Origin of the sequence: Flavobacterium sp. WG21 (assembly GCF_000335775.1) — a bacterium.
Taxonomy (GTDB): Bacteria; Bacteroidota; Bacteroidia; order Flavobacteriales; family Flavobacteriaceae; genus Flavobacterium; species Flavobacterium tructae.
This window is the reverse complement of record NZ_AMYW01000039.1, coordinates 15014-41303: the sequence shown is the minus strand read 5'-3', so window position 1 is coordinate 41303 and position 26290 is coordinate 15014. Positions and strand designations below refer to the sequence as shown.

Genomic DNA, 26290 nt, shown 5'->3' with positions numbered 1-26290 from the left:
ATTTTTATGTACCTACACCCAATTAAGATAATTTACAATCAAATCAAAAAGTAATGGTAAAGTTTGGCTATACAATTTTATACGTTGAAGAAGTAGAAAAATCAATTTCGTTTTATGAAAATGCATTTGGATTTTCAAGAAAATTTGTAACTCCGGAGGGAGATTACGGTGAACTGAGTACAGGTGAAACCACAATTTCGTTTGCTTCAAAAGAACTAGCAGCCCAAAATCTGAAAGACGGTTTTATCGAAAGTAAACCGGAGCAGAAACCTTTTGCCATCGAATTGGGGTTTATAACCGATGATGTCGAGGAATTGGTACAGAAAGCAATTTCAGCAGGAGCGACACTGGTCAAAGAACCTGCTCAGAAACCATGGGGACAAGTAGTGGCCTATGTACGTGATCTGGATGGATTTTTAATTGAAATCTGTACACCAGTGCAATAAGATTTCGTGGAGTTTCTGATGTCATAATTGGAGTGCCAGTAAACGGTATCAGAATTGATTTTTTAGGCAGGTAAAACATTCACAAATATTTAGCAGTAAATCGGCAACCGTAATCCTGAAAAAATCGTAACTTTAAGTATAAATGATTGGGTTACTGTTTTTTCACGGAGTACTGCCATTCTATTTTTTTAACTTATCTTAAGTCCAGTTGTTTCTCTTCTTAAAAATAGAAAAAGATCGAATGACATAATTGTTTAATTGTTAACGATTATGAAAAAAATTACATTACTTATTTTACTGTTTACAGCTCATTCCGTTATGGCTCAGGATAAATTTTTTACCAGTACGGGAACCATAAATTTTGAAGCATCAGTGCCCTTTTTCGAAGATGTAAAAGCTGTAAACAGACAGGTCACAATTATTGTTGAGCCCAAAACGAGTACTTTTATCTGTACCGTTTTTATTAAAGATTTTCGTTTTAAATTAGACCTGATGCAGGAACATTTTAATGAAAATTATATGGAAAGCCATCGTTATCCGAAAGCTGTTTTTAAAGGAAAAATTCAAAAATTTGATCTAAAAAACATAGACGAAATCGAAAAGGAATATCAAATTAAAGGAAAACTTTCGATGAAGGGAAAATCAAGAGAAATTCTGGTAAATGCACTCATTAAAAAAGTGGGTGACGGAATCCAGATCATTTCCGATTTTCCAATTTTGATCTCTGATTATAATATCGAAATTCCGAACAGAATAGCCGCTAAGATTGCTAAAACGGTGAATACTGAATTAACGGGAGTAATTAAAAGTGATGATCCGGTATATCTAACGCTAAAATGACTAATTAAGGCAGTTGACCAGCGCGCCTTCTAAATCGGTAAATTGAAATTCAAATCCTGTCTTTTGTATTTTTTCAGAGGAAACCCTTTGTCCTTTTAAGACAGCCTCGCTCATTTCGCCTAAAACAATTTTAAGAATAAAGGCGGGTACTTTTGGGAGCCAGATTTTATAACCGTATAAGCTGGCAAGCATTTTTGAAAAACTAAGGTTCGTAGTATTGTCTGTCACGCAGGCATTGTACGGACCTTTTATCGTTTCATCAGTAAGTGCTTTTAGATAAATCTGGCATAAATCATCGATATGAATCCAGGGAAGATATTGTTTTCCTGTGCCTAAAATGGCACCGAAGCCGGCTTTGAAATTGGGTCCCAGTTTTTTTAGAAATCCTTCATTTCTTCCCAAAACAATCCCCGTTCTGATTTTAGCAGTCCTGATTCCTAACGAACTAATTTTATCTACGGCCTGTTCCCATTCAACGCAGGTTATCCCTAAAAAATCGGTTGCAGGGGGCGTGTCTTCTGTACAGATAACAGAACTGGTGACAGCTCCGTAAATTCCAACCGCCGAAGCCGAGATAAAAGCCTCCGGAACTTTATTGTTTTTCTTTAAGATCGAATAAATAAGATCGATGGGTTGTACACGGCTTTCTACAATGACTTTTTTACGTCTTTTAGTCCATCTCTTCTCAACAATTCCTTCGCCTGCTAAATGGATAATATAATCAGCCTGAAGAATTGCTTCTTCGTTGATATAATTCGTTTTTAAGTTCCATTTATAATAGGTGATTAATGAGGTGTTTTCTCGTGCGCTACGGCTCAAAATCGATACCGTAAAACCACTGTCAGTGAGTAGATCGGTAAGTTGTTTTCCAACAAATCCAGTGCCTCCGGTTAATAAAACATTTTTTGCCATGATAGTTTATAATATATTTAACAGTGCATTTTGTTTAAGGCAAAGTAAAGGTACTTAAACATTCCTTACCTTTAAGGCAAATTCTAAATTTTAATGAAATGGCAACTAAAAATAAGGCTATCACAAGAGAAGATATCGTTTCAAAATACATGGATGAAGTTTTAGAAAAGGGACAAAAACCAAAATCGGTTTATCATTTTGCAAAAGAAAATGGTTTTACTGAGGCAGAGTTTTATGCTTTTTTTGGAACATTAGAAGGTTTAGAAAAAGAAATATTCAGACTGTTTTTTGCGAATACAGTTGATTTGCTGCACAAAAATGCCGATTATCTCGAGTATGATATGAAAAACAAGATGTTGAGTTTCTATTATACATTTTTTGAGATTTTAACGGCTAATAGAAGTTATGTCCTGCAATCTCTGAAAATAGACAGAAATCCACTTAAAAATTTAGTACAACTGACTTCGCTTCGCGAGGCTTTTAAAGAATATGTTTCGGAAATATTGACTGATGATTACAGACTGGAGCAGGAAAAATTTCAAAAATTTCAGGAAAAAGCCCTTCAGGAATCGGCCTGGCTGCAATTAATGATGACGATAAAATTCTGGATGGAGGATTCTTCAGCAGCATTCGAAAAAACGGATATTTTTATTGAAAAATCAGTTAACGCATCCTTCGAATTGATGAATGTAGCCCCAATGAATCATTTAATTGATTTTGGAAAATTTCTGTTTAAAGAAAAAATATACAGTAAATAATGAAAACGATCGATTATATACCTACCTCAAAAATAGAAAGAGCCAGTAAATTAGTGCAAACGGGTGCAAAAATCGGAGTCAACTATATTAAGCATTATGCGGAGAAAATGGTAAACTCAGATTTGACTCGTGACAAGCTGAATGAAAACAATGCGGAAGATATTTATGACGGACTCAAAAGTTTGAAAGGAAGTGCTCTTAAAGTGGCTCAAATGCTGAGCATGGACAAGAACTTTCTGCCTCAGGCTTATGTAGAGAAATTTTCATTATCGCAATTTTCAGTACCGCCGCTTTCGGCACCATTGGTCTTGAAAACTTTTAAAACCAATTTCGGAAAAACTCCCTATGAAATTTTTGATGAGTTTAATGCCAATTCTGTCAATGCGGCCAGTATTGGTCAGGTACATTTGGCAGTTAAAGATGGTAAAAAACTAGCCGTTAAAATTCAGTACCCTGGAGTTGCTAATAGCATCTCGTCTGATTTGGCTCTGGTAAAACCTATTGCGATCAGAATGTTTAATTTGCAGGGAAAAGATTCTGATAAATATTTTAAAGAAGTTGAAGATAAACTGATTGAAGAAACCAATTATTTGTTGGAACTTCAACAAAGTCAGGAAGTGGTACAAGCCTGCAGTAAAATCGAAAACATACTTTTTCCGAATTATTATCCTGAGTTTTCATCAGAGAAAATCATTACCATGGACTGGATGAGCGGTCTGCATCTTTCGGAGTTTACTGCTAAAAATTCAGATCAGGAAGTGGGTGACAAATTAGGTCAGGCACTGTGGGATTTTTATATGTACCAAATTCATGTTTTAAGAAAAGTGCATGCCGATCCGCATCCGGGAAATTTTCTGGTGGATGAAAACAATCAGTTAATTGCGCTGGATTTTGGCTGTATGAAACAAATTCCGGATGATTTTTATGTGCCTTACTTTGAATTGATCAATAAAAATGTAATTACAGACGAAACACTTTTCAATGAGAAATTATTTGAACTGGAAATTCTTCGTCCCGATGATTCGGCTTCTGAGATTGCCTATTTTACTGAAATGTTTCATGATTTATTGTCTCTTTTTACCCAGCCATTTCAGAAAGAAACCTTTGATTTTTCAGACGAGACTTTCTTTGATAATATTGCCAAATTAGGAGAACGCTTTACCAACGATACCAATCTTAAAAAAATGAACGGAAATAGAGGTTCCAAACATTTTATCTACATGAACAGAACTTTCTTCGGATTGTATAATCTGATGTTTGATTTGAAAGCGAAGATTGTGGTAGAGAATTATATGAAGTACTAAAATAGTTTCAGGTTTCAGGTTTCACGTTGCAATAAAACCTGAAACTTGAAACCTGAAACTTGAAACAAAAAACTATTTCAAAATCCCTTTTTTATAAGTTTCAATGGCACGATCTCTTGCAAACGCATGGTCTACCATTGGTTCGTTGTAGCCTAAATCAAATTCCGGAATCCATTTGCGAATGTAGATTCCTTTCTCGTCAAACTTCTTTTGTTGAATTTCGGGATTGAAAACTCTGAAATAAGGTGCGGCATCACAGCCTGTTCCGGCTGCCCACTGCCAGTTACCTACATTGGAAGCCAATTCGAAATCCAATAATTTTTCGGCAAAGTACGCCTCGCCCCATTGCCAGTTGATGAGTAAATGTTTGCATAAAAAGCTGGCTACCACCATGCGAACCCGATTGTGCATATACCCTGTTTCGTTTAGCTGACGCATTCCGGCATCGACCATTGGGTAACCCGTAGTTCCGGAACACCAGCGTTTAAAATCTTCTTCGTTATTACGCCATTGAATGCCGTCGTAAGCCGATTTAAAATTGTGGTTCACAACATTTGGAAAGCTAAATAAAATCTGGATGAAGAATTCTCTCCAAATAAGTTCGCTTAAAAAGGTTTGGTTTTTTCGATTGGCCCAATTTACAAGTTTCCGAATACTAACCGTTCCAAAACGCAAATGCGGCGAGAGATAGGAAGTACTGTCCTCAGCCGGGAAATCGCGTGTTTCTTTGTAATTAGAAATTTGACTTAGATCCGGAGGAAGTACTTTTATAGCGCTTTTCTCAAAACCAATATCAGCTAATTCCGGAAAAGTAAATTGATTTTTACTGAAGTTTTCATAACCAATTTTGGTATCAAATTCCGGAGCCTGTTCTGAAAGATGGTATTTTTCCAGCCACTTGTTTTTGTAGGGTGTATAAACGGTGTAAGGAAGTCCGTCAGCTTTTGTAATTTCCTTTTCTTCAAAAATCACATGATCTTTGAATGAGGAAGCTGTGATATGGTGTTGTGCTAATAATTTCACAATAGCAGCATCACGTTTGATAGCAAAAGGCTCGTAATCTTTATTGAAAAAAACGTGCTGAATGTCAAATTCAGTTGTAAGTGATTCCCAGACCTTACTTGTAGTTCCTTTTTTAATCAGAATGGAGGAATCAATTGCTTTTAGTTGTTTGTTTATTTTTTGAAGTGACTCAAAAATAAACTGAACGCGTGCATCATTTTTGGGAAGGTTTTCCAGAATTTCATCATCAAAAATAAATAGCGGAATTACCGGAAAATCCGATTGCAGGGCATGGAACAGTCCGGTATTGTCTTCTAAACGTAAATCACGTCGGAACCAGAAAAAAGAAACTTTTTGTTTTGTCATTGTATGATGTTCTGCTAGATTTTTTATCTCAGCTAAAAGATTTATACTGATTTAAGCTTTTGAATTGAATAGTTCTTCGATTTTATTGTAGCGATAATCAAAAATAGTTTTGAGTTTATTTTTAACAATAAGACTGTTCATGATTCTGCCCAGATACCCTAATGGTAAAGCGTAATGCACCACATCAATCATTTTTGTTCCGGTTGCTGTGGGCTCGAAAAAGTGCTTGTGATGCCATAAAGCGTAAGGGCCAAATCGCTGTTCGTCGACAAAATATTGGTTTTCCTTTGAAACAGTGATGATGGTCATCCAGTTAATTTTAATGCCCAAAAGAGGTTTTAAAGTATAGGTGATAATTTGTCCGGGATACATGCGTTTGTTGTCAAAATCCTGAATTTCGAAACTCATATTATCCAGCGTTATCGTTTGGAGATTTTTCGGACTTGAAAAAAAATCCCAACATTCTTCAATAGTAGCGTTTACATGCTGTACGGTTTCTATTTTGTATACTTTCATAAAATCAATTTAAATTTTATAATATTTAAAAGGAACAAACAACATTCCGAAACATTCTCCGTCTTCTTTGCCTAAGTGCTTGTGGTGTATTTTATGTGCTTTTCGCAAGCCAATCAAGTATTTGTTTTTGGTGTTTTTAAACCATTTAAAACGCTGATGAATAAGAACATCGTGAATCAAAAAATAACATACACCATAGAGCGTTACTCCACAGGCAATAAAAAATAAGTAGTTGAATCCTCCCTCAACACCAAAGTAAAAAAGAATAATACTGGGAATGGCAAATAGGACAAAGAAAATATCGTTGCGTTCAAAAGTGTTTTCGTATTTGGGTTGATGGTGATCTGCATGGAAATACCACATCAGCCCATGCATGATGTACTTGTGAGTGAGCCAGGTGACACATTCCATGAATAAAAAAACACCTAAAAAAATTAAAAAAGAAACCATTTTGTATGTCTTGAATTTACGTTTTAGCTTATAAAAGTTAATTTTCGCTGTATTAGAAATTGATTTTAAACTAACTTTAATTTGTAGGTTACAAAAGACTGTGCTAAAAGCCCGGCTTTGGTATAATTAGAAACTCTGATTCTCGAATTTCCAATTTCGTAATAAGGAGTGTTCTTAAGCTTCTGAAGCAGTTTTCGGTAATAAATATAAGCGGTATAAACACCAAATTTAGCGTCGATAGGAAGTTTTACAATACCCTGAAAAGCGATTCTGAAATCTTCTTCGATTTCAGCAATAATGCTGGTTTTAGCTTCTTCGTCAAAAGAATTTAAATCAATTCCCGGAAAGTAATTTCGGTTTAAGACCAAATTATCTTCTTTCAGGTCTCTCAGGAAATTAACCTTCTGAAAGGCCGATCCCAATCGCATGGCTTCATTTTTGAGCTGTTCGTATTTTTGCTCGTTTCCTTTTACAAAAACTTTCAGACACATTAGGCCAACTACATCTGCAGAACCGTAAATGTAATCTTCATATTCAGTATGAGTAGGGTAACTTGACTTCACAAGATCGAGCTTCATACTTTTTAAAAAGGCCTGAATCAGATCATCAGTGATGTTGTACTGCTTTACCGTATGCTGAAAAGAGTTGAGAATAGGGTTAAGGCTGATACCTGTTTGCATCGCTTTGTAATATTCTTTCTCGAAATCATTGATGAGATTCTCTTTTTCAAAGTCATGAAAAGAATCGACAATTTCGTCAGCAAAACGTACAAAACCGTAAATGCTGTAAATAGCGTCACGAATACTGGGGGACAACATTTTAACTGCCAATGAAAATGAGGTACTGTAACTCTGAGTAACCAGTTTGCTGCATTTAAAAGAAACAGTGTCGAATAGTGATTTCATTTGTTAAGAACTAAAAGATTTTTGAATTAACTCAGCTGCTAATTTTCCTGAAATTAAAGCAGGTGGAACACCAGGGCCGGGAACCGTTAACTGTCCCGTAAAATATAAATTACGAACTTTTTTACTTTTTAGTTTGGGCCTCAGAAAAGCGGTTTGCAATAGTGTATTGGCCATTCCGTAGGCATTGCCTTTATAGGCATTGTAATCGTCGACAAAATCGTTCTTGCAAAATGATCTCTTAAATATAATGCTATTTTTTATTTGTTGATTGGTTAATTGCTCAAATCTGGAGATTATTTTTTCAAAATAGACTTCATGAAGTTGTTCATTGTCTTGTATTCCGGGGGCTAACGGAATGAGGAAAAAACCACTTTCCATTCCTTCCGGAGCAGCAGTTGAATCTGTTTTAGAAGGGAAATTGGCATAAAACAACGGCTGTTCGGGCCATTTCGGATCGTCGTAGATGTCGGCTGCGTGTTGGTTAAAATCAACGTCAAAAAACAAAGAGTGGTGTGTGACGTTGGCTATTTTTTTATTGAATCCCACAAAAAAGAGAAGGGAAGAGGGAGCAAAAGTGCGGCTTTCCCAGTATTTTTCTGAATAAGCGCGATGTTCAATGTCCAGCAAAGTTTCGGTATGATGATAGTCGGCACCGCTTAAAATAATATCCGCTTCTATCGTTTTTCCGTCCATTAAAAGTCCTGTGGCTTTTTTGTCTTTAACAATAATCTTTTCAATAGGAGAGTTGGTTTTAATTGTTACTCCTAATTCCAATGCCAGTTTTTCGATTCCGCGTACTACATCGTACATTCCGGTTTTAGGATGCCAGGTTCCTAAGCCAAAATCGGCATAATTCATAAAATTGTAAAAAGATGGAGTTTTTGTTGGCTTTGCACCTAAAAACAAAACGGGAAACTCCAGTATTTGGATGAGTTTTTGGTTCTTAAACTGCTTTCGGATATCGGCGCTGACAGTACTAATAAACTGATTGAGTTTGAAAGCTGTTTCGACTGTGATTAACTCTAGTGCCGAAACTCCGGGACGATAGACCAAATCTTTGATGGCAATGTCATAATTGCTTTTGGCGTGATTGATGAATTTTTGAAGTTTTTCACCACTTCCTGTTTCGATCTCTTCAAAAGTGTTTTTTATTTCTTCTAAATTGTCATAAATACTAATGAAGTCATTCAAACCAAAATACACGCGGTAAGCCGGATTCAGTTTGATGAGCTCGTAATAGTCGGAAGAGTTTTTATTGAAATCCTGAAAAAAACGTTCGAAAACATCCGGCATCCAATACCAGCTTGGCCCCATGTCGAAAGTAAAGCCTTCTTTTTTAAATTGTCTGGCTCTGCCTCCAATAGTTTCGTTTTTCTCATAAATAGTTACCGTATTACCTTGCTGTGCAAGATAACATGAAGCGGCTAGAGAAGAAAAGCCTGAACCTATTATTGCTATAGTTTTTTTCATTTGTTTAACAAATATACAAAAACTTTAAACAAAAATATTACAGCATACTGATTGTTTCGTCCATAGAATCAAAAACGCGTATTCTTTCTGATAAAATTTTCTGATCGATATGTTCGACCATGTTTCCCATAAGCCAAATCTCATTGTTCTTTTGGAGCAACTTTTGTCCCATCGATTTGACATATTGGTTGATTACGTTGCGATCCGGTTGAACAGTCATGAAAGATACAAAGGTAATGTTCTCGAAATGTTTGGTTAAATCTTGCAGGTTTTCGATAGGCATGCTTTCGCCCAGATAAATGGTTTTGTATCCTTTTAGTAAAATCTCGTACTGCAAATAAAGTAAGCCTATTTTATGGATTTCATTCAAAGGAAGAGAAAGTACAAAAATTCGATCGGTTTTCGTGGGTTTTAGGATCTGGAGGCTTTCTGTATAAATTAAGATCTTCTGCTTGATGAGATGACTCATAAAATGCTCGTTCGCCGGAGTGATGGTTTCGGATTGCCATAATAAACCCAATTCTTTTAACAGAGGAAGAAAATTGTCTTTGAAGACTTCTCTAAATGATTTTTCAGAAATAAGCCAGTCGAAAGTATTGAAGAAGATTTCCTGATCAAAATTCATCATCGCCATCTTGAAGGAAGTGATGGCATAATTCTGTGAGTTTTTCTTTGAGATGATTTCGCGAACTAATTGTGGAATTTTTTCTTCGGGATAGGTTGCTATTTTAGATATTTTATAACCGTATTCGTGTAATAATGTGATGTTTAAAAGTTTCTGAAGATTCTGCAAATTATAAAGCCTGATATTCGTGTCAGTACGCATGGGCTCTAAGATATTGTATCTTTTTTCCCAGATGCGAATGGTATGTGCTTTTATCCCGGATAAGTTTTCAAGATCTTTTATGCTGAAAACAGTTTTAATATTGTTTATCATTTTTGGCTGTTTGGTGAACAAAAATAGAATAAAATCTCAAATTACCTTATAACTTGTCTGAAATACACAGGTTACGAGATATTTACAGATTGATAATGATTTAATTTGTCTAAATGAAGGATCGTTTTAGAGCCATCTTTACTCCTGTTGTACATTGTATCAAATTTGGCACCGTAAATTACTTCATCAAAAGTATAAGAAGTTCTTGCGGCCACGGTATTGCTGTACATATCGTCGAAAGTGGTAATGAAAACCAGTATTTCGCCATGTACTTTTTTAAAATCTTCTTCTGTGAAATTATATAACGGACTGCTTTCTGTGATGGGATGTACCAGCGTCCAACTTAATGAAAGAGCATTTATACGTTCCAGTTCAAGGTCTAAGCTGTAGAATTTATTGGTTTTTTGACCATTTTCTTCCAGACTTAATCCCAGAGTCATTCTGGCAGTGGCATCAGTAAAATTGGTGTTTTTAAAAGGAACAAGGCGTACCATGAGACCTCTCTTATCTTGGTAAGGTGAAATTAATGCATGATCGGCAAACTTTAAAAAAGCGGTTGGTTTACTAAATCTTCCAAAGAACAGACCGGTTGCTATGGCAAAGCTCAGCAATCCAATCAAAGCTTCGGCAGCAGAAAGAGCACTTGTTAAAAATCCGGTAGGGCTGATATGTCCGTATCCTACAGTGGTAAAAGTCTGCGCGCTAAAAAAGTAAGCCTGCCCGAACTGAATCAATATGCTTTCTGATTGCTTAATTCCGTTAAGATTTTCAATCCCGATAGCATAATAAGCAAGTGCAAAAATAAAATTGATACCAATATAAAACGAAAAAAGGATAAGCATGAATTTCCAGTTGGGCATATCGATCATGGTATGGTACCAGCTAATGCGACGAAGTATATGCATCCCTCTTTTTTCGACATTAGGCGTTCCGTTTTTGTTTACAAAACGGCTTCCGTAGCTGTTTGCATTTGATCCGAAACCGGAGTTAATGTCGGGTTGAGCTTTTTTGTTTATTTTCTTGAGAAGCGCCATTGCAGATTGGATTTAACAACAAATGTAAAAATATCTGTGAGATGAGGAAATGGGCTGTAAAGAAAAAGCAATCTGTAAATAGAAATACTACAGATTGCTTTTGTTTTTATTGCGATAGGATTTTACTCTATTTGCAAAAAGTTGATTTGTTTTTGATAGCGCTTTGACTGCCTAATTCTATTGCTTTTGTAAAATCTTTGCAGGCATTTTTCTGATCTCCGATTTTGTTATAAGCCAAACCTCTTAGGTTGTAAGCGATATAATCTTTTGGATTTAAACCTAGAGATGAGGTACAGTCCGCAACGGTTTCTTTAAAATTCGTTAACTTGTAGTTTACGTTTGCTCTTCCGGTAAAGGCGTCAGCATTCATGCTGTCTAAGTCGATGGTTTTGCTAAAATCAGCAAGGGCGCCTTTAAGGTCATTGAGTTTTAGTTTTGCAACACCTCGATTTTGATAGGCCTCTACAAATTTTGAATTCATGCTGATGGCTTTTGTATAATCGGCAATTGCTCCTTTTGTATTGCCGGCTTCAGCTTTTTTCAGGGCTTTATCAAAATAGCCGGTTGCAGATTGTGCCCAGGTAGAGCAGGTGATCATAACAAATGATACTAATAGAAATTTTTTCATAAACCAATTTGGGATTAGTTAGTAGGTTAATAATTCAGGAAACGAATTTAATGAAGTTTTGTTTTGTAAGAGAAGTACTTTTGTCAAATATTTATTATTTTTTTTGAAGAGAAGGATCGGTATTTTATTCCGGTTTCTTCTTGCTTAAAAAGGGGGTAGTGTTTAATCTCCAGATGGCGCCAATCTGGAAATTTCCAGAAGACAAACCAATGTTGTTTTTGTTATTGTCAGAGAAAGCGGAGAATGTAGAATTATTGAGATAGGACAGACCAAGTGACCATCTTTCTTTGTTATAGCCCAAGGCAATTCTGGGGAAAAATGTGGGATAAATTTCGATTTTTTGTTTTCCGAAATCATTTATTCTTTCGGTGCCAACATTTGCGCCTAGGGTTACTGATCCGCTGGTAAACCATCTTTTGCTAATTGCCCAGGTGTACGCATAACCCCCGCTAATTCCAAATTGAAAATTGCGCAGTGAATTTTTAGATTTGTGAACAAAAGAGCTATCAGAGCCTATTTTCGAAAAATAAACTCCTCCACCAAGCAGGAAGCTTCCGGCTGATTTTAATTGTCTTTCGTTTTGAACAAAGGCCGCTTTATAGGAGAATTTTTTGTGGTTAAAAACATATTGTCCAAAAGCGCCATATTGCTGGATTTTGAGATCAGGGTATAGTTGTATGTTTTTGTCGGCATCATCGGCCGTATAGAAACCGTGGTATTTTTGAATGAAAAGATCAATTATGAATTTTCTTCCGTAGTTATGAATCTGGAAATCGAGTGCTTTGGTTCTTCCTTTTTCTTTGTCTTTCAGGAAACTTAGTCCGTAACCGTAACTAAAATCGATTATGGTATTTTTTACAGAAACCCCAAAACCTAAGCTCATTGGTGTATTGGGCATGAATCTTTTCATATCGCCTCCTGTTTCCTGTTGCAGCGAAATGAATTTCATCGACAAATAGGTTCTTACGGAAGCTTTATTTTCAAAAGGTTTGATGTAAGTTGTGTCAATCTGTGCAGTGCAGAAATACGGAAAAACAAAAATAAGCAGCAGCGAAAAATAGAATTTCATTAGATTCTCGAAAAGTAGATGATTAAGGTTGTGCCTTGTTTAATTTGTTTTGGCAGTCTTGACAGGTTTATAGTTCAAAGATATTTAAAACATTCTATCTTCTGTTAAATTTTCTGGCTTCAAATCCGGATTTGTTGATTTCAAGGTTGTAATAGGGAGTGACTTTAAAGGATTGTAAATTTTGGGGTTTAATTTACCACAATAGAGTCTGCTGTTTTAAGGTAAGGCTTAGAAATAAAAAAAGGTCAAGTAAATTAATACTTGACCTTTTGTGACCCGACTGGGGCTCGAACCCAGGACCCCATCATTAAAAGTGATGTGCTCTACCGACTGAGCTATCGAGTCATTGCTTTCAAGAAACTTGTATTGTGAATCACAATTTGTGACCCGACTGGGGCTCGAACCCAGGACCCCATCATTAAAAGTGATGTGCTCTACCAACTGAGCTATCGAGTCATATTCGTTTCTTGAACGCGGGTGCAAATATAAGAAGTTATTTTGGATATATCCAACCTTATTTCAAGTAAAATTTAATAAAGAATTAATATGCTGAAACAGAGGTTGTAAATAAAAAAAAGGTAAATTACAATTTGTGTAATTTACCTTTTTTAGTGACCATGGAGGGATTTGAACCCTCACGCCCTTGCGAGCACCACCCCCTCAAGATGGCGAGTCTACCGTTTCTCCACATGGCCGAAAATTAAAAAAGGTCAAGTAAATTAATACTCGACCTTTGTGACCCGACTGGGGCTCGAACCCAGGACCCCATCATTAAAAGTGATGTGCTCTACCGACTGAGCTATCGAGTCAATGCTATCAAGAAACTTATATTGTGAGTCACAATTTGTGACCCGACTGGGGCTCGAACCCAGGACCCCATCATTAAAAGTGATGTGCTCTACCAACTGAGCTATCGAGTCATATTCGTTTCTTGAACGCGGGTGCAAATATAAGAAGTTTTTTTTATTATTTCCAAGCTTATTTATTATAAATTTGTCTTTTTTTAAGTAAAATTTACAACGTCTTAGTTTATAAGGTATTATTAAAATGAAAAAAATTATATTGTTAGGATATATGGGGTGCGGGAAGTCAACGATTGCCCAAAATATGTCAAAAATTACAAATATTCCATTTCTGGATTTGGACAAATGCATCGAAGACAGAACCAATTTGTCCATAAATGAGATTTTTGAGAAACATGGAGAGATTTATTTTAGAAAATTAGAACATGAAATGTTTGTAGAATTGCTCCAGTCTTCTGAAAAAAGTATAATAGGTTTAGGAGGAGGAACACCCTGTTATGCCAATAACCATGAATTATTAAAAGGTGAAGATGTTGTTTCAATCTATTTAAAGGCTTCTATTGAGACTTTATATGGAAGATTAGTTCATAATAAAAGCAAACGTCCTTTAATTGCTGAAATGAATGAAGAGGAAATGAAAGAATTTATCGCGAAACATTTGTTCGACAGAAGTTTTTATTACAACCAGGCCCAATATAAGGTTACAGTTGATGATAAAACTGTCGAAGAAACGGTTCAGGATATTTTAGCTATTTTAGCTTAAGAAAGCGTAGTTGTCTCCGTTATCATCAAAAACAACCTGTACATGTTCTAATAAAGATGTAGACAAAGAGATTCCTTTGAAGTCGGCTTTTACTGGATACTTCTTATGATTTCTGTCAACCAATACTGCTGTTTTGAATTTCTTAAGCGGAACATCTAAGAAATGACGAACAGCATATATTAAAGTAGTGCCGGAATTTAAAACGTCATCTACTAAAACAAGGCCTTTGTTTTCGTATTCTTCTTTGGTTAATGACGTATGTATAGGTAATTGCGGATTTTGTTTGTCGACTTTAACTTCGCAAAGGGAGATCTTTAGAGTTGAAATACTTCCTAAAGATAAGGCAAGCTTTTGAGCAAAAACAGAACCATTTGAAGCAATTCCTGCAATTACAACTTCGTCTTCATCAACAAAAGTTTCGTATATCTGATAAGCGATACGCTTTATTTTGTGTTCGATTTCCTGATTGGTTAAAATGATATTTTTGCTCATGATTTATTTTTTTGCTAATATAATTAATTTAAATTCCAATATGAAAAATCCAAATTCCAATTTTGATAATGGAATTTTATGATTTTAGCTGTTTGAAATTTTTACGGACGTAAGTTTTGAATTTTGGAATTTGAAAATTGGATTTTAAACATCCTCTTCCTCGTCAAAAATCTCATTTCCATATTCGTCAATATCACGACGGTCTTTTTTGGTGGGTCTTCCTGTACCGCTTTTACGATAATGTTCTTTTGATAGTTTTAGTAATTCCAGATGAGCATATGCTTCAGGCGGAGTTTCGTTTTTTCGATATATATCAACCAGTTTTGCTCCAACACGGCTTTCAGGAATGTCGAGTACAGTTATAATTTGTGTAATCTGATCCTTTCTAAAAGTAATTCTGTCGGTTGGAAAAACCTCTTTCGATGGTTTGGCAACTTGCCCGTTTACAGTGATATGGTTCTTTTTGCAGGCCTCCGTAACCATGTTTCTGGTCTTGTAATATCGTACGCACCAGAGGTATTTATCTATTCTCATAATTTTTCTAAAATCGAAGTTAAAATCTTTACAAAAATAAATCAATATTGTATCTTGCGCACCTAAAAAATTAACAATAATGAATAAATTTAAATATTATTTTATTTTATTGCTTGCAGGTATTTCGTTTGTTTCTTGTAGTAAAAAGGATGATGATGAGGTGGTGGTTACTCCGTTAAGAGATTATGCTACGCAGTATAAAGCTGATAATGATTCTATTGTCAAATATTTAAAGACAAATTATATCATTGTGACAAATAGTCCTGGTAATCCGCAAGATCAGGATGTAGTGATAAAGAAAATAGTTCCCGGCGACGGAAATGTTTCTATTTGGGATCAGAAAACGTATGTTTTAGATACAAGAGACGTATATAGTAATGATGTTACTTATAAAGTCTATTATTTAACCTTGAGAAAAGGAGTTGGTAGTTCTCCAACAAATACAGATAAAATTGTAGCTTCTTATTCTGGTAATTTATTGAATGGGACAGTTTTTGATACTTCTAACAATAATCAGGTAGTTTTTAATTTGTTTCCATATGCAGTTGAAAAGACTGTAATTGAAGGCTGGTCAGAGATTTTTCCGAAGTTTAAAACGGGTACTTCAAGTACGGATAGTAATGGGGTTATTACTTACAGTGGTTTTGGTGCAGGAGTAATGTTTTTGCCTTCAGGGCTGGCATATTATGGTGATGTTAAAGATACTATCCCGGCATATTCTCCAATAGTTTTTAGCTTTAAATTGTATGATCTTCAAAGAATGGATAATGAAGTAAGTACTTCAGCAAATGGTGACAGACTTGTAGTTGGGGATGGTATTCCGGATTATTTAGAAGATCTTAATGGTGATGGTTATTTGTATGATTTTGGTATCAATAAAACAAAATATCCAAATCCTCCAGCTGGATTAGCAGATGATACAGATGGTGACGGAATTTCAGACTTCCTTGATCTGGACGATGACGGAGATGGTTTTACGACCCGATTTGAAATTACGAAACCAGCAACTGAGGTGGGGATTGTAAATGGAATTAATTATGGTGCTAGTAAGTATTATCCTTGGGAGCCAACTGTAGATAATCCTCTAACTCCAAATGTTGATGAAACAGAGCCGAGGGGTATTCCTAGAAGGCCAACAGGGGCACTTACTGACCCTAGCAAGCCGGAATCGTATACCAATGCTAGAAAATTTATAGAAGCAGATTATACGGATAAGCCAAGATTAAAGATTCATTTGGATAAAACATATCCTTTTAAGCAGAACTAAATTTTAGCTTGTATAAAAGATAAAACCTCGAAAGTGATTTCGAGGTTTTTTTTTTATGACTTGAAAGACGGTGCTTTTTATCTGTTTAATCAGGAATTTGAAGATTTGTTTTCGCGCAGATTCGGCAGATTTTTGCTTAAAAAAACGTAAATCAGTTTTAAGATTCATTCTGGATCTCAATGAGGATATATTTGAAATAAAAGCGTGGTACAAAGTGTTGTAAACTCTAATCTCAATACATTCAGAGTCTTTTTTGTCTTATACAGATTTAGAGAGAGACATTGCGAGTTTCTAAAATTAAAATCTGCAAAATCTGCGTGAAGTAAAAAGAAATTTTATAAAGATTAAGGTAAGATGAAATATGTTCTAATTCTCTCTTAAGGAGAGGTTTTAAAATGAAAAACCCCGAAAATTGCTTTTCGGGGTCTTTTTATAAAGTAAGAAAATGAAGTGATTATTTTCTTTTGATTACTCTTTCTACAGCTTCAACGATCGCCTGATTGTTTAATTTGTATTTTTCCATTAGCTGCTCCGGAGTTCCAGATTCACCAAAACTGTCGTTAACAGCAACAAATTCTTGCGGTGCAGGATTGTTTAGCGCTAATACTCTTGAAACGCTTTCACCAAGACCTCCAAGGATGTTGTGTTCTTCGGCAGTTACCACACATTTTGTTTTAGCTAATGATTTTAGAATGGCTTCTTCGTCAAGAGGTTTAATGGTGTGGATGTTGATTACTTCAGCAGAGATTCCTTTTGCTTCAAGAGCTTCGGCAGCAATAAGTGCCTCCCAAACCAAGTGTCCTGTTGCAACGATCGTTACATCAGTTCCTTCGTTTAATAAAATGGCTTTTCCAATTACGAAAGGCTCATCAGCAGGAGTGAAGTTAGGCACTACCGGACGACCGAAACGTAAGTAAGCCGGTCCGTGGTGATCTGCTAATGCCAAAGTAGCAGCTTTAGTTTGATTGTAATCGCAAGTATTGATTACAGTCATTCCTGGTAACATTTTCATTAATCCAATATCTTCAAGAATTTGGTGTGTTGCTCCGTCTTCACCTAGTGTTAAACCGGCGTGAGAAGCGCAAATTTTTACGTTTTTATCAGAATAAGCAACTGATTGGCGAATTTGGTCATAAACTCTTCCTGTAGAAAAGTTAGCGAAAGTTCCTGTAAAAGGAATTTTTCCTCCAATAGTTAAACCTGCAGCGATTCCAATCATATTTGCTTCAGCGATTCCGATTTGAAAGAAACGTTCAGGGTGATTTTTTTTGAAATCATCAAATTTTAATGATCCAATTAAATCCGCACATAATGCTACAACATTTTCGTTCTTTTGACCTAGTTCAGTCATTCCCGCTCCAAAACCCGAACGAGTATCTTTACTTCCTGTATTTGTATATTTTTTCATTTTTGTTTTTTTGCTGTACGCAATAGGCTATAGGCAATAGGCATAAAGCTTACTGCTTAAGGCTTAAAGCTGTTTTTAATAGTCTGCTAAAGTTGATGTGTTTTGAGCCAGAGCACTTGCCAACTGATCGTTGTTTGGTGCTTTACCATGCCATGCATGTGTGTGCATCATAAAATCAACTCCGTTACCCATTTCTGTATATAGCAAAATACAAACTGGTTTTCCTTTTCCGGTTCTTGATTTTGCATCGTTTAAACCTGCAATAATAGCTTCGATATTGTTTCCTTCTTTAATTTCAAGAACGTCCCAGTCAAAAGCTTCAAATTTTGCACGAAGACTTCCCATTGCCAAAACTTCGTCAGTTGTTCCGTCAATTTGTTTTCCGTTAACGTCTACAGTTGCAATAAGGTTGTCTACTTTTTTAGCAGAAGCATACATGATCGCTTCCCAGTTTTGACCTTCTTGTAATTCACCATCTCCGTGTAAGCTGTAAATTAAATGATTGTCTTTGTTTAGTTTTTTTGCTTCGGCAGCACCAATAGCTACAGATAAACCTTGTCCTAATGAACCAGAAGCCATGCGAATTCCAGGTAATCCTTCATGAGTTGTTGGATGTCCTTGCAAACGAGAGTTTAGTAATCTGAAAGTGGCAAGTTCTGAAACAGGGAAATAACCGCTACGTGCTAATACGCTATAAAAAACAGGAGAAATATGTCCGTTTGAAAGGAAGAAAAGATCTTCTCCAATTCCGTTCATATCAAAACCTTCTTTGCGTTCCATAATGTTTTGGTAGAGTGTTACCAAAAATTCAGTACAACCTAATGAACCACCTGGGTGACCTGAGTTGACAGCATGTACCATTCGAAGAATGTCTCTTCTTACTTGGATAGTTAAATCGCTTAATTGTTGTGTGTTAGGCTTCATTTTATGTGTAAAAGTTAAACTGGTGCAAAAGTAATTTTTATTTTGCGGGGAGACAAATGATTTTTCGCTTTAGTTTCCTGTAAAAATGAAATAATCACTCTTTTTTGTCTTCATTCAGAGAAAAAAAGGGAATGTTTCGATTTTACAAAGTAAAAAAGAGGCGTCACCATGATTTCAAAGCCCGTTTTGTGTGTCATCCCATTTTTATGAGATTGCAAAAAGGAGAAATGACGAATTGCCAAATTATCTCATTATCCAATTGATCCAATCTCTCGCCAGGTCACCAGTTGAATGTTGTTTTCTTTCAGCTTTGCACCGCATTCTTCACTGGTAAAAAAGTCAAAGTCAATTTGTCGCCAGGCCGAACCAAAATTCGGATGATTTAGGGTGATGCCCTGCATTTCGAAATCGTCAAAAGCAGGGTGAAGCAAAAATACATTTAATCCCGGGATGGCATTGTCCAGCGCCTTGGAGTATGATTTTCTTAATTCCCCTTTTTCAAAGTCCGAAAAATATCCAATCAGTAAATGATCAGCGAGAAGAGTGTCTTCAAAATGGTATTTTTCGTTAGATAAACTTATGGATTCAACAAATTGTTTGTTAATAAAAACCGGAAGATTGTATTGTTTTCCGAGTTCTTTATAGATTTCTAAAATTTCAGGAGTGACACCGATGCTACACATGTGTGAATCAAGATGGGTAGGCTGTATTCCGAATTGTAAAGCTTTTTCGATCTGAGCAGTAAGTTCTTTTCTGATCTCAGGAAGTTTGGCATTATTTTTAAAATCAGTTCTGTTTTTGTAGAAATGACCATTTTGATCTGTTAAACTTGAAACCTCAGAAAGTGGAAGAACCGGACCAAATTTGTAATTCTCCCACTCGCAGGTTAAGGTGAGGTGAATGCCACAATCGTATTGCGGATTGTCTTTGGCAAAATTAGCCATTTCGAAAAACCATGGACAGGGAACCATTATGCTGTAAGAGTTTACATAGCCATTTTGCAGTGTTTTTATGGTTGCCTGATTTTCAGAATGCGACAGGCCGGCATCATCAGCATGAATAATTAATAGTTTAGTATTTTCAGGATATCCAAGTTTTTGTGCTAGGTTCATTTTTAGTTGTCTTTTTGTATAGAGGAGATTATGCGGATTTTCTATTTTATCAAATTTAGATTTTTTTCATGATAAATACGCATTATGGTTTCAAGTTTCAAGTTTCAAAGTTTCAAAGTTTCAAAGTTTCAAAGTTTCAAAGTTTCAAAGTTTCAAAGTTTCAAGTTTCAAGTTTCAAGTTTCAGGTTTAAAGGTTTCTGCCTGCATTAAAAATAAAGTTATCTAAATAATCGGACTATCTAAAATTCTAGCGATCCAATAATCTAACAATCCAACATCCAACATCTAAATTATCTAATTTTCTAATTGCCAAATTATCTAATTAATTTTCTCTGAAATTAGCTTATCTTTGCCGACTGAAAAAAGAAACAGATGAAGTTTGATTTATTACAAAGAGATCCGCAATCTAAAGCAAGAGCGGGAAGTATTACTACAGATCACGGCGTAATCGAAACGCCTATTTTTATGCCTGTCGGGACGGTGGCTTCTGTAAAAGGAGTGCATCAGCGAGAACTTAAAGACGATATTAATCCGGATATTATTCTTGGAAATACCTATCATTTGTATTTACGTCCGCAGACCGAAATTCTGGAGAAAGCAGGTGGATTGCATAAATTTATGAATTGGGATCGTAATATTTTAACGGATTCTGGAGGATATCAGGTGTACTCCCTTTCTAATAACAGAAAAATTAAGGAAGAAGGAGTAAAGTTCAAATCTCATATTGATGGTTCGTACCACTTTTTTTCGCCGGAAAGCGTAATGGAAATTCAACGTACTATTGGAGCCGATATTATTATGGCTTTTGATGAATGTACGCCTTACCCATGTGATTACAGATATGCGCAGCGTTCGATGCACATGACCCACCGTTGGTTAGATCGTTGTATCAATCATTTGGATAAAGTACCTTATAAATATGGATACGAACAAACATTTTTTCCAATTGTTCAAGGAAGTACTTATAAAGATTTACGTCGTCAGTCGGCAGAATATATTGCAAATGCAGGACAACAAGGAAATGCAATTGGAGGTTTGTCTGTAGGAGAACCTGCAGAAGAAATGTATGCCATGACCGAAGTAGTTTGCGAAATTTTACCTGAGGACAAACCACGTTATTTAATGGGAGTTGGAACTCCGATTAATATCTTAGAAAATATTGCTTTAGGAATTGATATGTTCGATTGTGTAATGCCAACCCGTAATGCCAGAAACGGTATGTTGTTTACAGCAAACGGAACGATTAACATCAAGAATAAAAAGTGGGAAGCTGATTTTTCTCCAATCGATGAAATGGGACATACTTTTGTGGATACAGAATATACAAAAGCTTATTTACGTCACTTATTTGCGGCTAACGAGTATTTAGGAAAACAAATTGCGACTATTCACAATCTTGGTTTTTACATGTGGTTGGTTCGTGAAGCCAGAAAACATATCTTAGCAGGCGATTTCAGACCATGGAAAGAAATGATGGTTAAAAATATGAGTCAGAGACTTTAAAATAAGTTGATTTGTTTAATCGTTTATTCGGTTAAACGGTTAAACAAATAATCGATTAAACTTTACTATGTTAACGATAATAGATAAGTATATTTTAAAAAGATATTTAGCCACTTTCTCAGTGATGATTTTATTATTTATTCCAATTGGAATTGTAATTGACGTTTCTGAAAAGGTGAATAAGATGTTGGAAAATAAAATTCCGTTTACCGCAATTGCGATCTATTATTACAATTTCACGGTTTATTTTGCGAATTCCTTATTTCCGATCTTTTTGTTTTTATCTGTAATTTGGTTTACCTCAAAATTGGCCAATAATACAGAAATTATTGCCGTTTTAAGTTCCGGAATTTCATTTTCCCGTTTTTTAAGACCTTATATTATTGGCGCTTCGATCGTTTCGGTTTTTGTACTTTTAATGGGGTTTTTTATTGTTCCCGCGGCCAGTGAAGGTTTTAATAATTTTAGGTATACCTATCTGAAAGGAAACGGAAAACAGTTAATGCGCGGCGAGAATACCAATGTTTACCGTCAGATTAATGACAACGATTTTATTTTTGTCAATAGTTTTAATGAAGAGTCTAAAACGGCTTTTAATTTTACATTAGAACATTTCGAAAATGAAAAGCTGACCTATAAAATTACTGCCAGCCGTATCAAATGGGATCCCAAATCTAAGACTTATGCTTTGTATGATTATACCAAAAGAACTCTTGGAGAATTAAACGATCAGATCGAAAAAAGTCCCGAGAAAAGAGTTGCTTTCAAATTTGAACTAGCCGATTTAACTCCTGTAGTTTATATTGCAGAGACCCTGCCGCTTGGAAAACTGATCGATTTTATTGAAAAAGAACGCAAAAGAGGTTCAGGAAATATTGATATGTATTTGGTTGTGCTTTACAAAAAATACAGTGTACCCGTTTCAGCTTTTATCCTGACTATTATCGCTGTGGCCGTTTCGTCGATGAAACGCCGTGGAGGTATGGGGACTAATTTAGCGATCGGAATTGCAATTGCCTTCTCCTTTGTGTTCTTTGATAAAATATTCGGAACGCTTGCCGAAAAATCTGCTTTCTCACCTTTATTTGCTGTCTGGCTCCCGAATATTGTTTTCGGAATCCTGGCGGTTTACCTATTACGTAATGCGAAACGATAATTTAAAAAGTTATTTAAATCTTCATTTAATTGTTTTTATTTGGGGTTTTACGGCCATTCTGGGCGCTTTGATAACCATTGATGCCGAAAATTTGGTCTGGTTCAGAATGCTTCTTGCAGGAGTTTTTCTGGCGGCATTTATTGTGTATAAAAAACAATCGTTTGTAATCTCAGCCACTTCCTTTGCGAAACTGATTTTTGTGGGATTACTGATTGCGCTTCACTGGATTTTCTTTTTTAGAGCGATACACGTTTCAAATGTTTCTATAACACTTTCGATATTCTCACTCGGTGCATTTTTTGCGTCGTTACTGGAACCTCTTTTTTACGGAAGAAAGATCTTATTCTACGAAGTTTTCTTCGGATTGATTATTATTGCCGGTTTAGCATTGATTATGCAGGTCGAAGTAAAGTATCTGCATGGAATGTATTATGCATTAGCAGCTATTATTCTGGGGGTTTTATTTACTTTAATGAATGGGAAATTAATAACAGAACACGATCCTTCGGTAATTACCTTTTATGAGTTTGCTGCCGGAGTATTTTTTATTTCAATTTATTTTTTAGTACAAGGAAAATTTACTGCCGATTTTTTTACAATGTCACTAAACAACTGGGCTTTATTGCTTCTTTTGGCTTCGGTTTGTACCGCTTATGCCTTTACTGCTTCAGTGAAAGTGATGCAGAAATTAACGCCTTATACCGTAATGTTAACGACTAATTTAGAGCCTGTTTACGGAATTATGCTGGCTTATTTTATTCTTGGAGGAAAAGAAAAAATGAGTACAGAATTTTATATTGGCGCCCTGATAATTGTAATTACCGTTATTTTAAACGGTGTTTTGAAACATTATAAAAACAAGAAACAAGTGTAATAATTTCCTTATTTTTAAATTACATTTTTATATTTTAAATACGATTTAATTCAACCAATGATATAATATTTTTATATTTGCGGTTCGATTTACAAACAAAATTCAAAAATCCATGGAATATTTAGATTTTGAGCTTCCAATTAAAGAACTTGAAGAACAGTTAGAAAAGTGTGTCATAATTGGAAAAGAATCTGATGTTGATGTAACACCAACCTGCAAGGAAATCAACAAAAAATTAGAGCAAACTAAGAAAGAAATATACAAAAACCTTACAGCCTGGCAACGTGTTCAGCTGTCAAGACATCCAAATAGACCTTATACTTTAGATTATATCAAAGCACTTTGCGGAGATACATTTTTAGAGCTTCACGGAGACAGAAGCTTTAAAGATGATAAAGCGATGGTGGGTGGATTAGGAAAAATAAACGGACAGTCGTTTATGATCGTAGGTCAGCAAAAAGGTTTTAATACCAAAACTCGTCAGTACCGTAATTTTGGTATGGCAAACCCTGAAGGATATCGTAAAGCTTTGCGTTTGATGAAAATGGCAGAGAAGTTCGGAATCCCGGTTTTAACTTTAGTAGATACTCCGGGTGCATATCCAGGACTTGAAGCTGAAGAAAGAGGACAGGGAGAGGCAATCGCCAGAAACATTTTCGAAATGGTTCGTTTGCAAGTGCCTATCATTACCATTATTGTGGGTGAAGGAGCTTCAGGTGGAGCATTAGGAATTGGTGTGGGAGATAAAGTGTATATGTTAGAGAATACTTGGTATTCTGTAATTTCTCCGGAATCTTGTTCGTCAATTTTATGGAAAAGCTGGGAGTACAAAGAACGTGCTGCCGACGCTTTAAAATTGACTTCATCTGATATGAAAAAACAAAAATTAGTTGATGATGTGATTCCTGAACCATTAGGAGGAGCACACTACGATCGCGAAACAACTTTTAAAACAGTAGCGGAGTACATCACTAAAGGATATAATGAATTGAAAGACTTATCAACACATGATCTGATTGCCCAAAGAATGGACAAGTACAGTAAGATGGGGGAGTATAAAGAGTAAATTCTTACAAAACGAATTAAAATCCGAAGCCTTACAGTTTCGGATTTTTTTTGGTTATGAACAAAAAAACATATTTATAAACAATTAATAGTTATAACTCAATAGCAATTTTTTTTAAATTTTGTTACTTTCGCTATATGGAAAATTTCAAGAATGTAAATCCTGTAAAGGTAGATAAAACCACAATTATTAATTTAGAAAAAGGAAAACTTCCGCCGCAAGTGCTTGAATTGGAGGAGGCTGTTCTTGGGGCGATGATGATTGATAAAAAGGGGGTTGATGATGTAATTGATATTTTGCAGGCTGATGCTTTTTATAAAGATGCACATAAATTTATTTTTGAAGCGATCGTTCAGCTTTTTACCGAAACACAGCCAATCGATTTGCTGACAGTTTCGGCACAATTGAAGAAGAATGGAAAATTGGAGTTAGCCGGAGGAGATTTTTATTTAATTCAGCTTACTCAAAAAATTGCTTCTTCTGCGCATATCGAATTCCACTCTCGTATTATTCTTCAAAAATTCATTCAAAGAAGTTTAATTCGAATTTCGTCCGAAATTATCGAAGCCTCTTACGATGAAACGGCAGACGTGTTTGATTTGCTGGATCAGGCCGAATCTAAACTGTATGAAGTAACACAAGGAAATATCAAACGTAGTTCTGAAACTGCTCAGAGTTTAGTACTTCAGGCTAAAAAGAAGATTGAAGAGATTGCGAAAAAGGAAGGATTGAGTGGTGTAGAAACCGGTTTTCATAATCTGGATAAACTGACTTCGGGATGGCAGCCTAGTGATTTAATTATTATCGCGGCGAGACCTGCGATGGGAAAAACGGCCTTCGTACTTTCAATGGCGAGAAATATAGCCATTCAATATGGGCATGGGGTGGCCTTATTCTCTCTGGAGATGGCATCCGTTCAGTTGATTACAAGGTTAATTTCGTCAGAAACAGGATTGTCATCGGAAAAACTTCGTACCGGTAAATTAGAACCCCACGAATGGGAAATGTTGAGTACCAAGGTAAAAGATCTGGAAAAAGCACCTTTGTTTATTGATGATACACCTTCGCTTTCTATTTTTGACTTGAGAGCAAAATGCCGTCGTCTGGCTTCACAGCACGGAATTAAAATTATTATTATTGATTATTTGCAGCTGATGACTGCCGGAGGAAATAATAAAGGAGGAGGAAATCGTGAACAGGAGATTTCTACCATTTCCCGAAACTTAAAAGCCCTTGCAAAAGAGCTAAACGTTCCGGTAATTGCACTTTCGCAGTTATCGCGTGCAGTTGAAACGCGTGGATCCAGTAAACGTCCGTTGCTTTCGGATCTTCGTGAATCTGGAGCTATTGAGCAGGATGCCGATATCGTTTCGTTTTTATACCGACCGGAATACTACAAAATTGAAGAGTGGGATGACGATGAAGCATCTCCAACTGCAGGTCAGGCAGAGATTATGATCGCCAAACACCGTAACGGGGGTATTGAAAACATTCGATTGAAATTCTTAGGACATCTTGGAAAGTTTGATAATCTGGATGATTTTTCAGGTAGTTATGACGATTTGCCGTCAAAAATGAATCATGACGATAATTCTTTCATCACTAAAAGTCTGCCTTCAGCTAATGAAGCTTTCGGAAGTAATTTAAATGACGACGACGACGACAACGATGTTCCGTTTTAATAAAACAATTTAGCCTCATTTTGAGGCTTTTTTTATGCTTTTATATTAATACTTTTCCTAGAAAATTCT

Annotated in this window: 26 protein-coding genes and 5 tRNA genes; 11 read left to right on the top strand and 20 right to left on the bottom strand. The window is 35.7% G+C overall.

What is annotated here, in order from left to right:
- Positions 1-53 precede the first annotated feature (53 nt).
- Positions 54-446, top strand: a complete 393-nt coding sequence (locus C245_RS0120390; RefSeq protein ID WP_017498467.1) for a VOC family protein — start codon at positions 54-56, stop codon at positions 444-446.
- A 270-nt stretch (positions 447-716) separates the two neighbouring features.
- Positions 717-1286 carry a YceI family protein gene (locus C245_RS0120385; RefSeq protein ID WP_017498466.1) on the top strand — a complete coding sequence of 190 codons (570 nt, stop codon included), beginning with the start codon at positions 717-719 and terminating at the stop codon, positions 1284-1286.
- Here the strand turns inward: C245_RS0120385 and C245_RS0120380 are convergent, their stop codons facing one another.
- On the bottom strand, positions 1287-2198 hold the full coding sequence (locus C245_RS0120380; RefSeq protein WP_017498465.1) for a TIGR01777 family oxidoreductase: 912 nt from the start codon (positions 2196-2198) through the stop codon (positions 1287-1289).
- A 98-nt stretch (positions 2199-2296) separates the two neighbouring features.
- On the opposite strand from C245_RS0120380, the gene C245_RS0120375 reads away from it, so the two are divergent.
- Positions 2297-2956, top strand: a complete 660-nt coding sequence (locus C245_RS0120375) for a TetR family transcriptional regulator C-terminal domain-containing protein (RefSeq protein WP_017498464.1) — start codon at positions 2297-2299, stop codon at positions 2954-2956.
- Complete coding sequence (locus tag C245_RS0120370; protein WP_017498463.1) at positions 2956-4260, top strand: AarF/ABC1/UbiB kinase family protein; 1305 nt, start codon at positions 2956-2958, stop codon at positions 4258-4260. Before C245_RS0120375 ends, C245_RS0120370 begins: the two co-directional genes overlap by 1 nt.
- 72 nt (positions 4261-4332) lie before the next feature.
- Here C245_RS0120370 and C245_RS0120365 read toward each other — a convergent pair whose 3' ends face one another.
- The 14 genes from C245_RS0120365 to C245_RS0120300 form a co-directional block, all read right to left on the bottom strand.
- Positions 4333-5628 (bottom strand): deoxyribodipyrimidine photo-lyase, encoded by a 1296-nt coding sequence (locus C245_RS0120365; RefSeq protein ID WP_017498462.1) that lies wholly within the window; start codon positions 5626-5628, stop codon positions 4333-4335.
- 51 nt (positions 5629-5679) lie between these two features.
- On the bottom strand, positions 5680-6144 hold the full coding sequence (locus C245_RS0120360) for an SRPBCC family protein (protein ID WP_017498461.1): 465 nt from the start codon (positions 6142-6144) through the stop codon (positions 5680-5682).
- Positions 6145-6153: 9 nt separating this feature from the next.
- A complete protein-coding gene (locus C245_RS0120355; RefSeq protein ID WP_017498460.1) occupies positions 6154-6594 on the bottom strand; it encodes a sterol desaturase family protein in 441 nt (146 codons plus the stop codon).
- A gap of 65 nt (positions 6595-6659) precedes the next feature.
- Positions 6660-7499 (bottom strand): phytoene/squalene synthase family protein, encoded by an 840-nt coding sequence (locus tag C245_RS0120350; RefSeq protein ID WP_017498459.1) that lies wholly within the window; start codon positions 7497-7499, stop codon positions 6660-6662.
- Between the two features lie 3 nt (positions 7500-7502).
- Entirely contained in the window at positions 7503-8969 is a 1467-nt protein-coding gene (locus C245_RS0120345) for an NAD(P)/FAD-dependent oxidoreductase (RefSeq protein WP_017498458.1), read from the bottom strand.
- 37 nt (positions 8970-9006) lie between these two features.
- Positions 9007-9906 (bottom strand): MerR family transcriptional regulator, encoded by a 900-nt coding sequence (locus tag C245_RS0120340; protein WP_017498457.1) that lies wholly within the window; start codon positions 9904-9906, stop codon positions 9007-9009.
- Between the two features lie 71 nt (positions 9907-9977).
- The gene (locus tag C245_RS0120335) at positions 9978-10940 is read right to left on the bottom strand and encodes an ion channel (RefSeq protein WP_017498456.1); all 963 of its coding nucleotides are present in this window, start codon (positions 10938-10940) and stop codon (positions 9978-9980) included.
- Positions 10941-11067: 127 nt separating this feature from the next.
- Positions 11068-11568 carry a tetratricopeptide repeat protein gene (locus tag C245_RS0120330; RefSeq protein WP_026110192.1) on the bottom strand — a complete coding sequence of 167 codons (501 nt, stop codon included), beginning with the start codon at positions 11566-11568 and terminating at the stop codon, positions 11068-11070.
- Positions 11569-11692: 124 nt separating this feature from the next.
- A complete protein-coding gene (locus tag C245_RS0120325; protein ID WP_017498454.1) occupies positions 11693-12637 on the bottom strand; it encodes a DUF4421 family protein in 945 nt (314 codons plus the stop codon).
- A 272-nt stretch (positions 12638-12909) separates the two neighbouring features.
- Positions 12910-12982 (bottom strand) — tRNA-Lys (locus C245_RS0120320).
- A gap of 38 nt (positions 12983-13020) precedes the next feature.
- Positions 13021-13093, bottom strand: a tRNA-Lys gene (locus C245_RS0120315).
- A gap of 156 nt (positions 13094-13249) precedes the next feature.
- A tRNA-Leu gene (locus tag C245_RS0120310) sits at positions 13250-13332 on the bottom strand.
- Between the two features lie 41 nt (positions 13333-13373).
- Positions 13374-13446 (bottom strand) — tRNA-Lys (locus tag C245_RS0120305).
- 38 nt (positions 13447-13484) lie between these two features.
- Positions 13485-13557: transfer RNA gene (locus C245_RS0120300), tRNA-Lys, on the bottom strand.
- A 127-nt stretch (positions 13558-13684) separates the two neighbouring features.
- Here C245_RS0120300 and C245_RS0120295 point away from each other — a divergent pair.
- Positions 13685-14203: a shikimate kinase gene (locus C245_RS0120295; RefSeq protein WP_017498453.1), complete on the top strand. Its 519-nt coding sequence runs from the start codon at positions 13685-13687 to the stop codon at positions 14201-14203.
- Here C245_RS0120295 and C245_RS0120290 read toward each other — a convergent pair.
- Both C245_RS0120290 and C245_RS0120280 read right to left on the bottom strand, forming a co-directional pair.
- Complete coding sequence (locus tag C245_RS0120290) at positions 14195-14695, bottom strand: phosphoribosyltransferase domain-containing protein (RefSeq protein WP_017498452.1); 501 nt, start codon at positions 14693-14695, stop codon at positions 14195-14197. The two genes, C245_RS0120295 and C245_RS0120290, sit on opposite strands and share 9 nt — an antisense overlap.
- Positions 14696-14839: 144 nt before the next feature.
- On the bottom strand, positions 14840-15229 hold the full coding sequence (locus tag C245_RS0120280; protein WP_017498451.1) for an RNA-binding S4 domain-containing protein: 390 nt from the start codon (positions 15227-15229) through the stop codon (positions 14840-14842).
- Positions 15230-15308: 79 nt separating this feature from the next.
- Here C245_RS0120280 and C245_RS0120275 point away from each other — a divergent pair, with 79 nt between their 5' ends.
- Positions 15309-16496, top strand: a complete 1188-nt coding sequence (locus C245_RS0120275) for an FKBP-type peptidyl-prolyl cis-trans isomerase (RefSeq protein WP_017498450.1) — start codon at positions 15309-15311, stop codon at positions 16494-16496.
- 454 nt (positions 16497-16950) lie between these two features.
- Here C245_RS0120275 and C245_RS0120270 read toward each other — a convergent pair whose 3' ends face one another.
- From C245_RS0120270 to C245_RS0120260, 3 genes are all read right to left on the bottom strand, one after another.
- Entirely contained in the window at positions 16951-17904 is a 954-nt protein-coding gene (locus tag C245_RS0120270; protein ID WP_017498449.1) for a transketolase family protein, read from the bottom strand.
- A gap of 75 nt (positions 17905-17979) precedes the next feature.
- Positions 17980-18828, bottom strand: a complete 849-nt coding sequence (locus tag C245_RS0120265) for a transketolase (protein WP_017498448.1) — start codon at positions 18826-18828, stop codon at positions 17980-17982.
- 251 nt (positions 18829-19079) lie between these two features.
- Positions 19080-19940 (bottom strand): polysaccharide deacetylase family protein, encoded by an 861-nt coding sequence (locus C245_RS0120260; protein ID WP_017498447.1) that lies wholly within the window; start codon positions 19938-19940, stop codon positions 19080-19082.
- Between the two features lie 372 nt (positions 19941-20312).
- Here C245_RS0120260 and tgt point away from each other — a divergent pair, with 372 nt between their 5' ends.
- The 5 genes from tgt (at position 20313) to dnaB (ending at position 26221) form a co-directional block, all read left to right on the top strand.
- Complete coding sequence (gene tgt, locus C245_RS0120255; RefSeq protein WP_017498446.1) at positions 20313-21443, top strand: tRNA guanosine(34) transglycosylase Tgt; 1131 nt, start codon at positions 20313-20315, stop codon at positions 21441-21443.
- Positions 21444-21510: 67 nt separating this feature from the next.
- Positions 21511-22599: an LptF/LptG family permease gene (locus C245_RS0120250; protein ID WP_026110191.1), complete on the top strand. Its 1089-nt coding sequence runs from the start codon at positions 21511-21513 to the stop codon at positions 22597-22599.
- Entirely contained in the window at positions 22586-23473 is an 888-nt protein-coding gene (locus C245_RS0120245) for a DMT family transporter (protein ID WP_017498444.1), read from the top strand. Before C245_RS0120250 ends, C245_RS0120245 begins: the two co-directional genes overlap by 14 nt.
- A gap of 112 nt (positions 23474-23585) precedes the next feature.
- Positions 23586-24539 carry an acetyl-CoA carboxylase carboxyltransferase subunit alpha gene (locus tag C245_RS0120240; RefSeq protein WP_017498443.1) on the top strand — a complete coding sequence of 318 codons (954 nt, stop codon included), beginning with the start codon at positions 23586-23588 and terminating at the stop codon, positions 24537-24539.
- A gap of 137 nt (positions 24540-24676) precedes the next feature.
- Positions 24677-26221, top strand: a complete 1545-nt coding sequence (dnaB, locus tag C245_RS0120235) for a replicative DNA helicase (RefSeq protein ID WP_017498442.1) — start codon at positions 24677-24679, stop codon at positions 26219-26221.
- The last annotated feature ends 69 nt before the right edge of the window (positions 26222-26290 follow it).